This is a genomic window from Tessaracoccus flavescens (genome assembly GCF_001998865.1).
In the GTDB taxonomy this organism is placed as follows: domain Bacteria; phylum Actinomycetota; class Actinomycetes; order Propionibacteriales; family Propionibacteriaceae; genus Arachnia; species Arachnia flavescens.
Genome location: NZ_CP019607.1, coordinates 3,161,663 through 3,176,264, shown reverse-complemented (window position 1 = coordinate 3,176,264; position 14,602 = coordinate 3,161,663). Strand labels below are relative to the sequence as shown.

Annotated in this window: 11 protein-coding genes; 5 read left to right on the top strand and 6 right to left on the bottom strand. The window is 68.3% G+C overall.

Annotation, left to right across the window (positions count from 1 at the left end):
- Positions 1–35: 35 nt before the first annotated feature.
- Complete coding sequence (locus BW733_RS15385; protein WP_077351843.1) at positions 36–1,238, bottom strand: amino acid aminotransferase; 1,203 nt, start codon at positions 1,236–1,238, stop codon at positions 36–38.
- A 142-nt stretch (positions 1,239–1,380) separates the two neighbouring features.
- Between BW733_RS15385 and BW733_RS15380 the strand changes: the two genes are divergently transcribed.
- The 3 genes from BW733_RS15380 to BW733_RS18670 are packed head-to-tail and all read left to right on the top strand — an operon-like array spanning position 1,381 to position 4,327.
- Positions 1,381–2,517: a carboxylate-amine ligase gene (locus BW733_RS15380; protein WP_077351841.1), complete on the top strand. Its 1,137-nt coding sequence runs from the start codon at positions 1,381–1,383 to the stop codon at positions 2,515–2,517.
- On the top strand, positions 2,514–3,293 hold the full coding sequence (locus tag BW733_RS15375) for a glutamine amidotransferase (RefSeq protein WP_077351839.1): 780 nt from the start codon (positions 2,514–2,516) through the stop codon (positions 3,291–3,293). The genes BW733_RS15380 and BW733_RS15375 overlap by 4 nt, the downstream gene beginning before the upstream one ends.
- 53 nt (positions 3,294–3,346) lie before the next feature.
- Positions 3,347–4,327, top strand: coding sequence for a DUF4097 family beta strand repeat-containing protein (locus BW733_RS18670; RefSeq protein ID WP_179947120.1), 981 nt, complete (start codon positions 3,347–3,349; stop codon positions 4,325–4,327).
- A gap of 70 nt (positions 4,328–4,397) precedes the next feature.
- Here the strand turns inward: BW733_RS18670 and BW733_RS15365 are convergent, their stop codons facing one another.
- Positions 4,398–5,753, bottom strand: coding sequence for an RNA polymerase sigma factor (locus tag BW733_RS15365; protein ID WP_077351837.1), 1,356 nt, complete (start codon positions 5,751–5,753; stop codon positions 4,398–4,400).
- A 261-nt stretch (positions 5,754–6,014) separates the two neighbouring features.
- Here BW733_RS15365 and BW733_RS15360 point away from each other — a divergent pair, with 261 nt between their 5' ends.
- Positions 6,015–6,947: a sigma-70 family RNA polymerase sigma factor gene (locus tag BW733_RS15360; RefSeq protein WP_077351835.1), complete on the top strand. Its 933-nt coding sequence runs from the start codon at positions 6,015–6,017 to the stop codon at positions 6,945–6,947.
- A gap of 114 nt (positions 6,948–7,061) precedes the next feature.
- Here the strand turns inward: BW733_RS15360 and BW733_RS15355 are convergent, their stop codons facing one another.
- Genes BW733_RS15355 through BW733_RS15340 form a run of 4 tightly spaced genes read right to left on the bottom strand, consistent with a single transcriptional unit; the run spans position 7,062 to position 13,139 of the window.
- Positions 7,062–7,901, bottom strand: a complete 840-nt coding sequence (locus tag BW733_RS15355) for an acyl-CoA thioesterase (protein ID WP_077351833.1) — start codon at positions 7,899–7,901, stop codon at positions 7,062–7,064.
- Positions 7,902–7,930: 29 nt separating this feature from the next.
- Complete coding sequence (hrpA, locus tag BW733_RS15350; RefSeq protein WP_077351831.1) at positions 7,931–11,728, bottom strand: ATP-dependent RNA helicase HrpA; 3,798 nt, start codon at positions 11,726–11,728, stop codon at positions 7,931–7,933.
- Positions 11,725–12,723: a universal stress protein gene (locus BW733_RS15345; RefSeq protein WP_077351829.1), complete on the bottom strand. Its 999-nt coding sequence runs from the start codon at positions 12,721–12,723 to the stop codon at positions 11,725–11,727. The genes hrpA and BW733_RS15345 overlap by 4 nt, the downstream gene beginning before the upstream one ends.
- Positions 12,723–13,139, bottom strand: coding sequence for a pyridoxamine 5'-phosphate oxidase family protein (locus BW733_RS15340; protein ID WP_077351827.1), 417 nt, complete (start codon positions 13,137–13,139; stop codon positions 12,723–12,725). The genes BW733_RS15345 and BW733_RS15340 overlap by 1 nt, the downstream gene beginning before the upstream one ends.
- Positions 13,140–13,345: 206 nt before the next feature.
- Between BW733_RS15340 and BW733_RS15335 the strand changes: the two genes are divergently transcribed.
- A complete protein-coding gene (locus BW733_RS15335) occupies positions 13,346–14,548 on the top strand; it encodes an endo-1,4-beta-xylanase (RefSeq protein ID WP_077351825.1) in 1,203 nt (400 codons plus the stop codon).
- Positions 14,549–14,602: the final 54 nt, after the last annotated feature.

Sequence of the window (14,602 nt, the reverse complement as noted above, 5' to 3'; positions counted from 1 at the left end):
GAATCTGGCATCCTCACCCGCACCTCAGTTGATCCTCAGGCGGAGGCGCGCACCGCAGCGATGGCGTCAGCCACGTAGTCCAGGTTTCCGGTGTTCAGAGCGGCCACGCACATGCGCCCGGAGTCGAGGCCGTAGACGCCGTGCTCGGTGCGCAGCGCGACCATCTGCTCCTTCGTCAGACCCGAGTAGCTGAACATGCCGAGCTGTTCGGCGATGAAGCCCATGTCGGTGATGCCGCGGGAGGCCAGGCCGTCGACGAGGCCCTTGCGCAGGTCCTTGATCCGTTCGCGCATGGCGCCGAGCTCGTCCTCCCAGCTCTGCCGCAGGTCGGGGTCGGTGAGCACGGTGGTGACAAGGGCCGCGCCCTCGGTGGGCGGGTTGGAGTAGTTGGTGCGGATCACGATCTTCAGTTGCGAGAGCACCTTCTTGGCCGACTCGGCCGAGTCGAGCACGACCGAAAGCGATCCGATCCGCTCGCCGTACAGGCTGAACGACTTGGAATACGAGGTGGAGAGCAGGAAGTTGAGCCCGGAGTCGACGAACTTGGCCACGACGGCGCCGTCCTCCTCGATCCCGAAGCCGAAGCCCTGGTAGGCCATGTCGAGGAAGGGGATCAGCTGACGCTCGGCGAGCACCTCGATCACCGCGTCCCACTGCTCGGAGCCGAGGTCGTAACCGGTGGGGTTGTGGCAGCAGGCGTGCAGCACCACGACGGTGCCCGGCTCGGCCGCACGGAGATCCTCGAGCATGCCGTCGAAGTCGATGCCCTTGATCCCGGCGTCGTAGTAGCGGTAGGTCTCGACGTCGAAGCCCGCGCGGGTGAACAGCGCCCGGTGGTTCTCCCAGCTGGGGTTCGAGATCAGCACGGTGGCCTCCGGGCTGAGCTGGCGCAGCAGGTCGGCGCCGATCTTCAGGGCTCCGGTGCCGCCGAGGCTCTGCACCGTCGCCACACGTGCGTCGGCAAGGGCCGAGGAGTCGGCGCCGAAGATCAGTTCGCGCACGGCGTCGCGGTAGGCGGGCATGCCGTCGATCCCGAGGTAGGCCTTCGCCCTTCGCTGCTGCGTGATCCGCTCCTCGGCCGCGCGGACGGCCTCCATCAGAGGCAGCTTGCCGTCCTCGCCGAGGTAGACCCCGACACCGAGGTTGACCTTTTCCGGGCGGGTGTCGGCGTTGTAGGCCTCGGTGAGTCCGAGGATGGGGTCTGCGGGGGCGAGTTCGGCGCGATCGAACAGCGACATGGGTGAGTGTCCTCTCTTTCGTGGCAAAGCTTAGTGCTCGAGGCCCCGAACGCTTCGTGCCGTTCACGACGCCGTTTGCTGGGCAGGCCCCTGCTGGACGAAGGCCCTTGTTAGGGTTTGCTCCTACCGCAGGGGAGGTCATGTGAAGATCGCTTTCGGTGAGTCACGCCAGTCGAGCATCGGCATCGAGTGGGAACTGGCGGTCGTCGACGCGGCCACGCTCGAGCAGGTCCCGGGGGCAGAGGTCCTCCTGGAGACCGTCGAGGACGCGACCGACGGGCCGATCCGGCGCGAGTACCTCACCTCGATGATCGAACTCGTCACGGGCGTTCACCAGTCGGTGCCCACCGCGATGGACGAGATGCGCGCGCTGCTGGAGCGGTCGCTTTCCGTGCTGGAGCCGAGGGGGCTCACGCTGATGGGCGCGGGTGCCCATCCGTTCGGAGACCCGACCCTGCAGAAGCCCGGAGACAAGCCGCAGTACCGGCGCGTCAGCGAGCGCAACGCATGGTGGGGTCGGCGGATGGCGATCAACGGCCTGCACATCCACACCGGCATCGACCACCGTGACAAGGCCCTTCCCATCGTCGACGGCATTGCGCGCTTCACGCCGTACTTCATCGCGATGTCCGCGGCATCGCCCTTCTGGATGGGTGAGGACACGCAGTTCGCCTCGCAGCGCACGATGATGTTCCAGCAGTTGCCCACGAACGGCCTTCCGTACCACATGGAGAACTGGGCCGAACTGGAGAAGTTCGCCTCCCAACTCGAGGGGGTCGGCCTGATCCAGAACCCCTCCGAGATCCGGTGGGACGTCAGGCCGTCCGGGTGGGGCACCGTCGAGAACCGGATCATGGACTCGGTGCCGACGCTGATGGAGATCGGAGCACTCACCGCATTCAGCCAGTGCCTCGTCGAGCGGATGTCGCGCGCGATCGCCGTCGGCGAGCCGATCGAGCGGCTCCCCTACTGGTTCATGCGGGAGAACAAGTGGCGGGCGGCACGATACGGGCTGGCCGCCGATGTGATCACCCCGCGCAAGGAGGAGTACCTCATCCATGTGCGCGACGGCATCATCCGCTGGGTCGACGAGCTCACCCCGATCGCCGAACAGCTCGGCTGCTCCGAGAACCTGGAGGACGTCCGGCGCCTGGTGCGCGGCGGACCGAGCTATCTTCGACAGCGACGGGCCGCGGGTGACGGCGGCGCCGTCGCCGCCACCCGCCTGCTTGTCGACGAACTGCGAGCGGGTACGCCGACGTTCAAGGAGAACAGGTGAAGCCCTTCCTGTTGCTGAGCACGCGACCCGAGGATGCCGCGGCGGAGGGCGAGCGCGAGGCCGTCGTCAGGCTGTCGGGTCTGACGGACGAGGACGTGGTCCAGATGCGCGTCGAGGAGGCACCGCTGCCACGCGTCGACCTGGACAAGTTCGCCGGCGTCTTCCTGGGCGGGGGCCCGTTCAACGCGAGTGACGACCCGAAGACGGACCTGCAACTGCGCGTGGAGCGCGACCTCGGCACCGTCATCGACGAGGTGGTCGAACGCGACCTGCCGTTCCTCGGACTCTGCTACGGCATCGGCGCCCTCTCCAGCAGGTTGGGCGGCCGCGTGGACCGCACCTACGGGGAGGAGGTCAGGGTCGCCGTGGTGCGACTCACCGACGAGGGTCGCGCCGACCCCCTCTTCGACGGGGTTCCCGACCAGCTCACGGCGTTCGTCGGGCACAAGGAGGCGTCGCGGGACTTGGCCCCAGACGCGGTGCTGCTCGCCTCGGGCGACCTCTGCCCTGTCCAGGCCTTCAGGGTCGGACGCAACGTGTACGCGACCCAGTTCCACCCGGAGCTCGACCAGGAGGGCATGGCGACGCGGATCCGGATCTACAGCACCGCAGGCTACTTCCCGCCCGAGGCGACCGAGGAGCTCGTGGTCTTCGCGCGGGGCGCGGTCCTCGCGCCGGAGGTACACCGGCTGCTGACCAACTTCGTGAGCATCGCACGCCTTCGTGAGAGGTCTCTCATCGAAACTCCCCTGGAAGACTCATCAGTGATCCCTTGAATGAGCGTGTCAGCGGCAACGAGTGCCGCTGACACCCTCCCGAAAGGATCACCATGTTGCGAAGCCTCACCGTCGCCGCAGCGACGGCCATCGTGCTCAGCGGCGCAGTCATCACGGCCCCGACGGCAGCAGCAGATGTCACCTGCCGAGGCACCCTCTCCTCTCCCGTCGGTGACACCGTCGTCGTCCCCTCCGGCGCGACCTGCACCATCACCACAACCGTCGACGGCGATGTCAAGGTCTCGAGCGGCGCGAGCGTCACGCTCCGGGGGGCCTCCGTCGAGGGCAACGTCCAGGCCGAGTCGGCCCGCGCTGTCGCCGTCACCAACTCGCGCATCGACGGCGACCTCCAGGCCAAGTACACCTCCACCTCGGTCTCCGTCAGCGGCACCCGCGTCGGCGGCAACATCCAGCTCGAGGAGGGCCGCGCAGCCATCGCGCTGAGCAGCAACACCGTCGACGGCGACATCCAGCTCTTCAAGAACCCAGCCGGGGCCAAGTCGGTGAACTCGAACACCGTCAACGGCAATCTCCAGTGCAAGGAGAACCGGCCCGCCCCGACCGGCAGCCGCAACGTCGTGCGCGGCAGCGCCGAAGACCAGTGCCGTGGCTTCACGGGCACCGGCGGCGGCACCACCGTCGACATCTACCTGACTCCCGGCACCCATCACGTCAACGGGCGAACCTGGCGCACGTTGTGCGAGCCGTACTCGACGACCAGGCGCTGCCGCACCGAGATCCAGGCGACCACCGTTTCCTATAAGTCAGGCCGCTTCGTCCAGTCGACCGGCTGGGTGTTCAACAACCTGACCTACGCCCCGATCCCCCGCTCCACCTGGGGCAAGAACCCGCTCGCCAACAAGGGCACCTGGACCGCGGCTGACGGTCGCAAGTGGCGCACCGACTGCGACTCCGCCGTCACCGGCCGCAACGGCTGCCGCAGCTACGCCACCGCAAAGGTGATCGAGTACCGCGGCGGCACGTACCAGTGGGTCACCAAGGAGATCCTCAACAACATGGTCCGCTTCGCCTGACCACGTCGGCACACAGAAAGGCGCCCCCACCGATTCGGTGGGGGCGCCTCTTTCTGACTTGCTGCCGGACTCAGTCGAGGTAGTCGCGCAGGACCTGCGAACGCGACGGGTGCCTCAGCTTCGACATGGTCTTGGACTCGATCTGGCGGATGCGTTCGCGCGTCACGCCGTAGACCTTTCCGATTTCGTCAAGGGTCTTCGGCTGGCCGTCGGTCAGGCCGAAGCGCATGCTCACGACGCCTGCCTCGCGCTCGGAGAGCGTGTCGAGCACATCGTTGAGCTGCTCCTGCAGCAGCGTGAAGTTCACGGCGTCGGCCGGGACGACCGCCTCGGAGTCCTCGATCAGGTCGCCGAACTCGGAGTCGCCGTCCTCGCCGAGCGGGGTGTGCAGCGAGATGGGCTCACGGCCGTACTTCTGGACCTCGACGACCTTCTCAGGGGTCATGTCCAGCTCGACAGCCAGTTCCTCCGGCGTTGGCTCGCGGCCGAGATCCTGCAGCATCTGACGCTGCACGCGGGCCAGCTTGTTGATGACCTCGACCATGTGCACCGGGATGCGGATGGTGCGGGCCTGGTCGGCCATGGCGCGCGTGATCGCCTGCTTGATCCACCACGTCGCGTAGGTGGAGAACTTGTAGCCCTTGGTGTAGTCGAACTTCTCAACCGCACGGATCAGGCCGAGGTTGCCCTCCTGGATCAGGTCGAGGAAGAGCATGCCGCGGCCGGTGTAGCGCTTCGCGAGCGACACGACGAGTCGCAGGTTGGCCTCGAGGAGGTGGTTCTTGGCGCGATGTCCGTCCTCGGCGATCCACTGGAAGTCCTCCAGATCGGCGTCGTTGACTGCGTCGTCGGCCCCGAGCCGCTCCTCAGCGAACAGGCCCGCCTCGATGCGCTTGGCGAGCTCGACCTCCTGCACCGCGTTGAGCAGCGCGACCTTTCCGATCTGCTTCAGGTAGTCCTTGACCGGGTCTGCCGTCGCGCCGGCTGAGACGACCTGCTGCTCCGGCTCGTCCGCGTCATCGGAATCGGAGAGCGCGAAGCCCTCCTCCTCGGAGGTGAGCTCCTTCTCGAGCGGAGCCTCCTTCGCCTCCACGAACTGCGAGTCGTCGACCTCGTCGAGCGAGCGCTTCTTCCCACCGACGGTCAGCACCACATCGTCACCGTCCCGCTCGAACTTCACTTCGACCTCGCCGGTGGATGCCTGGGCGATGGTCGGCTCAGCGGCCTTGCGTGAACGCGAGGCGGGGGCCTTCTTGGCGGGAGCCGCCTCGTCGGTCTTCTTCGCCCGCGTGCGCGGCGCAGTCTTGGTGGCGCCGTCAGCGGCCGCCTTCGTGCGCGTGGTTCGCTTTGGTGCGTCCTCAACAGGGGTCGCAGCGCTCCGGCGGGTACGGGTTGTCTTGCCGGTGTCTTCAGCGTTCTGGGTCACGGTTGTCCTCTCAAGCCAGACGACTGACTTTTGCGCGTGCGCCGCCCCGTCTTCGTCAAGGGTGACACGGCGTCCATTCTGGCACGCGTACTGCCGTCACTCAAACGCAGCCGTCAGGGTATCCCCCGACCACGGTCAGGGCGGCCGCCCTGACGGGTCAGACCCTGGGCCCATTTCGCTTTGAGCGAGAAAAACATGGAACCTGTGGGGACCTTCGCGCGTTGTACTAGATGACGAACGGGCGAAAGGTCTGATTTGAACATGTTTACTCCTGCTCGCATGCGAAGCACCGACGGAATCGACGGCAAGGACGCGGTGGGGCTCTACCTCGACGCGATCGCCAAGACGCCCCTGCTCACAGCTGTGGGCGAGGTCGAACTGGCTCGTGCCATCGAAGCCGGGCTCTTTGCGCAGAAGATCCTCGATGGCGAGGTTACCTCGTCCATCCAAGCCACCGACGACGAGCTCGCGGAGATCGCGGCCGAGGGCGAGCGCGCCATGCAGCAGTTCGTCCAGGCGAACCTGCGGCTCGTGGTCTCCGTCGCACGGAAGTACGGCCGTTCCCAGATGCCTCTGCTCGACCTGGTCCAGGAGGGCAACACCGGCCTGATCCGCGCGGTCGAGAAGTTCGACTACGCCAAGGGCTTCAAGTTCTCCACCTACGCGACCTGGTGGGTCCGCCAGGCCATCTCGCGCGGCATCGCCCAGCAGGGTCGCATCGTGCGGCTCCCCGTGCACGTCGCGGAACAGGTCAACCAGGTCTCCGCCGTGCGCCGCAACCTGGAGCGCCAGCTCGGCCGCGAGCCGGAACTGGCCGAGATCGCCGAGGAACTGGGCCTCGAGGAGTCGAAGGTCGTCGACCTGCTGCGCTACTCCCGCGACCATGTCTCGCTCGACGCTCCGGTCGAGGCCGACGGTGACACCGCGCTCGGCGACCTGATCGCCCGCGAGACGGCACCGGGTCCCGACGAGATGGTGCTCGACGCCGAGGAGCGCGCCCGCCTCGAGGAGATGCTCTCCGACCTGGACGAGCGTTCCCAGGACGTCGTGCGTCGCCGCTACGGCCTCCTCGACGGCCGCCAGGCCAAGCTGGCCGACATCGGCACCCACTGGGGCATCACCGCCGAGCGGGTGCGCCAGATCGAACGTCAGGCCCTCGCCCAGCTGCGCGCAGCTCAGGGCGTGGCGGCCTGAACCAAGCCGGGTACGGTTCGCCCGAACTCTCCCCCTGGGTGGCGGGCCGTACCTGAAAACACCCGAGCGGCCCGTGTCTCCTCACCGGAGACACGGGCCGCTCGGCGTTGCGGCTCAGTCGAGAACGCGGATCAGGCCCTCCTGGGCGCACGAGGCGACGGCGGCGTCGTCCTGGAAGAGGCGTCCCATCGCGAAGCCGCGCGCGTTCGAGGCAGACGGCGAGATCATGTCGTAGAGCAGCCAGCGGTCGACGTGGACCGGGCGGTGGAACCACATGGCGTGGTCGATCGAGGCGGCCTGCAGCTTCGGAGACAGGAACTCCACCTCGTGCGGGACCGTCGTCACGCTGAGCAGGGTCATGTCGCTCAGATAGGCGAGCACCGCCGTGTTGAGCAGCGCATCGTCGGGCATCTCCTCCTTGGTCCGCACCCACGCGAGCATCCGTCCACCGTTGGAGGTGGGCGCAGGCCGCGCGGCGAGCCTCACCTCCAACGCGTCCCACTCCGAGATCAGCGCGACGCCCGCGCCGAACCTACGCCCCAGGACGTCGGCGAGTTCGGGCGACGCATCGGGAGGCGAGACCTCCGTCGGGGTGCTCGCCGAGTGGTCGAGCCCAGGCTCGGGGAACTGGAACGACGTCGTCATCTCGAAGATGACCCGCTCCCCCTGCCGCGCGATGACCCGGCGGTTGCTGAAGGTCTTCCCGTCGCGCATAACCTCGATGTCGAAGTCGAGCGGCTGATCGGGGGCCCCTGGCCGCAGGAAGTACGCGTTGAGCGAGTGCGGGATCCGCAGGGGGTCGACGGTGCGCGCCGCCGCGATCAGCGTCTGCGCGAGCACCTGCCCGCCGAAGAGCCGCTGCATGCGGGTCTGCGGCTGCGGTCCGCGGAAGGTCAGCTCGCCCGTCTGCTCGAGGTCGAACAGGGAGAGCAGCTCGGTCACGTCTTTCGGCACGGGCCCATCCAACCACTCGGGAAGGGCCCCTAGCCAGCCTGGCGGATCGCCTGCCTGATCCGTTTCGCCGAGACGGGCACGGCCGTGCGCAACTGCTGCGCGAAGAGGCTGACCCGGAACTCCTCGATCAGGAACGCGATCTCCTCGACCCTCGGGCTCAGCGGCCCCTGCGGCTGACGGTCGATCAGCTCGCCGTAGAGGTCCTCCATCTCGTCGACCTCGGCCTGCAGCCGCTGGTCGCGCTCAGGATTGGTCAGCGCGGCGCTCAGTCGCGCCACGGCCCCCTTCGCGTAGCGGGGCAGGTGGGAGAACCAGGGGTCCTGCGTCGCGGAGATGAAGCGGTTGAAGAACAGGTTGTCGAGCTGTCCCTTCACGTCCTTCGCCGTCGGCGTGGTGGCCGAGCCGATCAGCACCCGGGCCTCCGTGACGGCGGCCAGCGCATGGGCGGCGGTGTTGACGACCTGGAGGGTCCGGCCAGGGCACGCCTGCCGGACCGCGAGCGCGGTCGCCTCGTACGCCGCCGCGCTGCGGACCGAGACGATCGGCCCCGCCTCGGAGGCGAGCTGCTCGGAGGCCTTCAGCCACGCGTCGGCGAGCAGGTCCGGCACCGTCGGGTAGGCGGAGTCGGCGAGCGAGAGCTTCTCCATCCGCCCCAGGCGCGAGACCACCCACTTGACCGGGTCCGGATTGGTCAGCGTCAGGAGCCGCCGCAGCCCGTGCACGTGGGACCGGTCGGCCTTGGCGCGTTCGTCGAGCACCGACAGCCCGACGCTCGCGCCCTCGTCGACGAGCGCGGGGAATCCCACGACACCCTTCGCGACGGAGATCTCGGCGGGGATGTCGCCGAACGTCCACGCCTTCTGCCCGGTGGCCGCGAGGCCGCCAGCGGAGCGGGTCAGCTTCTCCGCGACCTTCGGCGACAGTTTCTCCGACAGGTGATCGAGGCTTGTGCACCGCGCGATCTCGCGCCCGTTGTCGATGACCACGAAGGTCGGCCTGAGGTGGGAACCGAGCTGCTCAGGCTGGAAGTCGGAGCCTTGCACGACGGTCCCGGTCAGCGCGGTGAGCGCACGGGCGAGCGCGTCGGTGAACGAGCCGGCCTGCGGGTTCTCGCTCAGCCAGCCGAGGGCCCGCGCCGAGTAGTCGGGGGCGGGCACGAAGTTGGTCCGCAACTGTTTCGGCAGCGAACGGATCAGTTCGGTGGCTAGTTCGCGGCGCAGCCCGGGTACCTGCCAGCTGAAGGCGGCGTCGTCGAGCTGGTTCAGCAGCTCGAGGCGGACCGTGACGGTGACGCCGTCGGAGCCCGCGCCAGGGTCGTAGACGTAGCTGACGGGCAGCCTGTGCTCCCCCACCTTCCACCGGTCCGGGAAGTCGGAGGGCCGCAGCGCGGTCGGATCGACCAGCACGTCGTCGCGGGTCAGCCGCGGCCACTGGTCGGCGGGGGTGCGGCGCAGCCACTTGTCGAACGTCGAACCGGAGACGACCTCGGCAGGTATCCGCGCGTCGTACCAGGCGTAGAGCGCGTCGTCGGAGGCCAACAGGTCCGGCCTGCGCATCCGGTCGGTGAGTTTGACCGCATCCGCGATGACGGCCCGGTTCGCGGTGACGAGCTTGTTGCGGGTCTCCCACTCCCCCTCGACGAGTGCGCTGCGGATGAAGATCTCGCGCGCCTCCACGGGGTGGTCGGCGGCGTAGTTCGTGCGGCGTCCCGCGACGATCGGCACGCCGAACAGCGTGATCCGCTCGTTCGCCTGGACCGAGGCGGAACGCGACGACCAGTGGGGCTCGGAGACCGTCCGCGTGATGACGTGTCCGCCGACCTGCTCCACCATCTCCGCCGTGATCGGGGCGACGGTGCGCGCCCAGAGCCGGGAGGTCTCCACGAGCTCGAAGGCCATCACCAACGGCGGGGTCGACTTCGCCATCGATGACCCGGGCTGAATCGCGAACCTGGCGCCCCGCGCCCCTTGGTACTCGGTCAGCGGGCGCCGTTTTCCGGGCTGCCGCTGCGCCCGCTCCTGCTCGGCGAGGCCGACGTTGGAGAGCAGGCCGGTCAGCAGGCAGGTGAGGATCTCGGGCATCGTGCCGCGGCCGGAGGTGTCGAGGTCCAGCTCGCGCGTGGCCTCCTTCAGCTGGGAGACCAGATCCTCCCATTCGCGGAAGCGCACGAAGTTGAGGTACTCGGCCCGGCACATGCGGCGGAACGCGCTTCCGCTGAGTTCGCGACGCTTCGTCCGCAGGTAGGTCCAGATGTTGAGCAGCACCTCGAAGTCGCCGCCCTGGAGGGAGACCTTCTGCTCGCTCTGGTGCCGCGTTCCGGTGTGGGCTGTGTGTCGCTTCGGCTCGCCCGACGCGTCGGCAAGCTCCGGCTCATCCCCCGGCACCCCGCCCCAGAATCTGCGGTGCAGCTGGTCAGCCTGGGCCTGGAACTCTGCGGGGCGTTCCCGCACATCCGGGACGGTGAGGCCGGCCACGAGGACGAGCACCGTCGCGAGGCTGTTGCGACGCGCGCCCTCGATCAGCATCCGCCCGAGCTTCGGGTCGACCGGCATCCTGGCCAGCATCCGGCCGGTCCTGGTCAGTCGGAGCCGGTCGTGGCGCTTGCGAGGATGAATCGCGCCGAGCTCGCTGAGCACCCGGATGCCGTCGTTGATGTGCGAGACGACAGGGGCCTCGACGAAGGGGAAGGACTCCACGTCGCCGAGGCCGGCCTGCGCCATCAGCAGGATGACGGTGGCGAGGTTGGTGCGCAGGATCTCAGGGTCGGAGAACTCAGGTCGGGAGTCGAAGTCCTCCTCCGAGAACAGGCGGATGGCCACGCCGGGACCGACGCGCCCACACCGTCCGGCGCGCTGATTGGCCGATGCCTGGGAGATGGGCTCGATCGGCAGGCGCTGCACCTTTGTCCGCGACGAGTAGCGCGAGATGCGCGCGGTGCCGGTGTCGACGACGTAGCGGATCCGCGGCACCGTGATCGAGGTCTCCGCGACGTTGGTGGCGAGCACTATCCTTCGCCGCGCCTTCGGCGCGAAGACCCGCTGCTGGTCGGCTGAGGACAGTCGTGCGAAGAGCGGCAGCACCTCGAGTCCGGTGCCGAGGGCCTCGATCGCGTCCGCCGTGTCGCGAATCTCGCGCTCACCGCTGAGGAACACCAGGATGTCACCCGTGCTCGACTCCGTGACGATCTCCTCGACCGCACCGACGATGGCGTCGATCTCGTCCTCGCCTTCGACGGGGTCGCGGTAGCGCAGCTCGACCGGATAGGTGCGGCCCGAGACCTCCACGATGGGGGCCCCGCCGAAGTGCTCGGAGAACCGTTGGGTGTCGATCGTGGCCGAGGTGACGATGACCCGCAGCTCGGGGCGCTTCGGCAGGAGCTGCTTGAGGTAGCCGAGCAGGAAGTCGATGTTGAGGCTTCGCTCGTGGGCCTCGTCGATGATGATCGTGTCGTAGCGGCTCAGCATCCGGTCGTGGGTGAGCTCCGAGAGGAGGATGCCGTCGGTCATCACCTTGATCCGGGTCTGCGCCGACACCTTCCTGGTGAAGCGGACCTGGTAGCCGACGAAGTCGCCGATCTCCACCCCGCACTCGACAGCGATCCGCTGCGCTACCGTCCGCGCGGCGATCCGGCGCGGCTGCGTGTGTGCGATGCGCTCCCGCCCTGCCAGGAGGCAGATCTTCGGCAGCTGGGTCGTCTTGCCGGAGCCGGTCTCACCCGCGACGATGACCACCTGGTTGTCGCGGATGAGTTCGGCGATGCGTTCAGCCTCCGCCGCTATGGGAAGCGACGGCTCGATCTCTACTGTCGGTCGGGAGCTGGAGGTCATCCGCGCGTGATGTACAGCGGGCACTCGGCGTGGGCCATGAGGCCACGCAGGAGCCCGCCGAGCCCGAACCCGGGGATCGACGATTCGCCGACGCCCAGCACGAGCAGATCGTAGGAGGCGCTTCGGCTGACCAGCTCGTTGATCGGGCTGTCTGCGGCCACGAGCACCTCGTACTCGACCTCGGGGAAGCTCTTCGCGAGCCCTTCGGCGAGGGCCTCGATGCCGCCCTGCGCGAAGCGGAGCTGTTCGTCGAGCTGGGCAGGGCTGAGCTTGCGCGAGAAGATACCGACCGGCGGCTGGACGGCGTGCACGATCTCGAGGTGTGCCCCGAGCCGCTTCGCCTGTTCGAAGGCCGCCTTGAGCGTCGCCTCGCCACCCGGCGAGGTCTGCAGGCCGACGCCGACGACACCCTTCGTGCCGACCGGGGTCGGGTGGGCTGCGGCGGAGATGACGACCACCGGGCAGGAGGCGTTGGCCACGACGGCGACCGAGGTGGAGCCGACGAACATGCGCTCGAGGCCCGAGGCGGCCCGGCGACCGACTACGACGAGGTCTGCGACCTCACTCAGGCGGGCCATCACCCCACCGGGCGAGCCCATCACGACCTCGGTCTTGAGCCGGTCGGGCGCCAGTCCGAGTTCGAGCGCGAGGGCCTTGGCCTGCTCGTTCGCGGTCACGCCGGCGGCCTGAAGGACCTCCGGGTCGTAGACGACGCCCCAGGCACCGGCCATCAGGGTGTCGTCGACCGCGTTGATCAGCATGAGCTCGCCGCCATGGCGGATGACGGTGTTGGCACCGAACCGCACGGCGCGCAAGCCGTCGTCGCTGCCGTCGACGCCGACGACCACCAGCGGCACGTGCCGCTGTTCCTGCGCCGCGTCCGGGGCCTTCGCCTCGGCGGCCTGTCCGTCTGCCTGGGGCGCTGTGTACGCGTCGTCGTGGATCTCCTGCGGCGCAGGCGTCTGCTCATCCATCGGGATGTTGTTCTCGGTCATCACTTACCTCCGCGCTTGGTTCCGGAAACGACCCTGCCGCTGATCTGGCCGGGCGTGATGGCGACCCACACCGGCCGCTCACCGTCGAGCCAGCTGACCCGCTCGTCGGAGTCGACGGCGGCGGGACCGGACTGCCCCTGGATGAGGACCGACCAACCCATCGCGGTCTCCGCGTCGATCTCGTCCACCTCGAAGGCGACGACGGTCGGCTCGACGAGGCGGGAGAGAGCTCCCCCTTCGGTCGTCTGGAACTCGATGGTCCGGTCGTGGATGCGGTAGTTGGCCGGGATCACGAGGATGCCGCCGGCATGCGCCCATGCGACCCGTCCGACCTCCGCTTCGGCCAGCAGGGCCCAACACTCGTCGGCATCGAGCCTCGAGAAGTAGGTCACGCCCTGGCCGGGTTCACTCGTCATGCGCCAACCCTATCGCGCCCGGGCCTTTCTCCGCGTCAGCACGTCAAGGGTCATGACCCGTTCCGGGTAGGCGCTGAACCCGGCAGGAAATTTGATTCCGAAACATTTCCGAAACGCATGCAGGACGACCCGCGCCCGGCCTATTCTCCGTTTAGTTCTGTCACACACCAAAAGACAGGGCGCATCGAGACAAAGGAGTTCCCCAGATGCGAACCATCAGAGGTCCACTGCTCGGCGGCCTCACGCTCGCCGCCTCCGCGACGCTGCTCCTCTCCGCCCCGACAGCAGGGGCGGATCAGGCGACGCTGCGAGACGCAGGCCCGGACCGCCCCCTCATCGGCACCGCCGCGTGGGGCCAGCGCGACCTGATCGACTACGACCGCAAGAACCCGACGACCTACCAGCAGCTGATCGGCGCCCAGTTCGACTCGATCACGCCCGAGAACGACATGAAGTGGGCCGAGATCCACCCGGAAGAGGGGGTCTACGACTTCAGCGGCGCCGATGCCGTGATGGAGTTCGCCAAGCGCAACGGTCAGCAGGTTCGCGGCCACACGCTGCTGTGGCACAGCCAGAACCCGGCATGGGTCACCGAGGCGAGCGCCACCTGGACCTGCGACGAGGCGCGCGCCGTCCTCAAGGACCACATCACCACCGTCGTGGGCCGCTACAAGAACAAGATCTACGAGTGGGACGTGGCCAACGAGATCTACCAGGACACCTGGGACGTCGGCGGCGTCAGGCTGCGCACCAACTCCAATCCGTTCCTGAAGGCGTGCGCGGACGACCCCGAGGCCCTGATCGGTGACGCGTTCCGGTGGGCACACAAGGCCGACCCGAAGGCCCGGCTGTTCCTCAACGACTACAACGCGGAGGGAATCAACGAGAAGACCGACGCCTACTACGGCCTCGCCAAGCGCCTGCTCGCCGACGGCGTGCCACTGCACGGCTTCGGCGCCCAGGCCCACCTCAGCCTGCAGTACGACTACGACAACGGCCTCGAGGCCAACCTCGAGCGCTTCGCCGACCTGGGCCTGAAGGTGGCCATCACCGAGGCCGACGTCCGGATCCCCGAGGTGGAGGGCCGCGAGCCGACCGATGAAGAGGTCGCCGAGCACACGAATCGCCACGTGAAGCTGCTCAAGGCCTGCCTCGACAACGAGGCGTGCACCAGCTTCACCGTGTGGGGCTTCAACGACGCCTACTCTTGGGTGCCGCAGACCTTCGCGCGCGAGGGCTGGGCGACGCTGATGACCGCCGACGGCCAGCTCAAGCCGGCCTTCCACGCGATGGTCGACACCCTCGAGGACGCCGTCACGCCGCGCCTGCCGAAGGCGTGTGACAAGAAACCGGAGCTGCGGCCGTGCAGCTTCGCCCTGCCGACTCCTGCGGGCAGGGCCAACCGCTGACCGCGGAACCGGCTGAGGGCCGGCGGGGCAGGCTCCCCCGCCGGCCTGACCGGG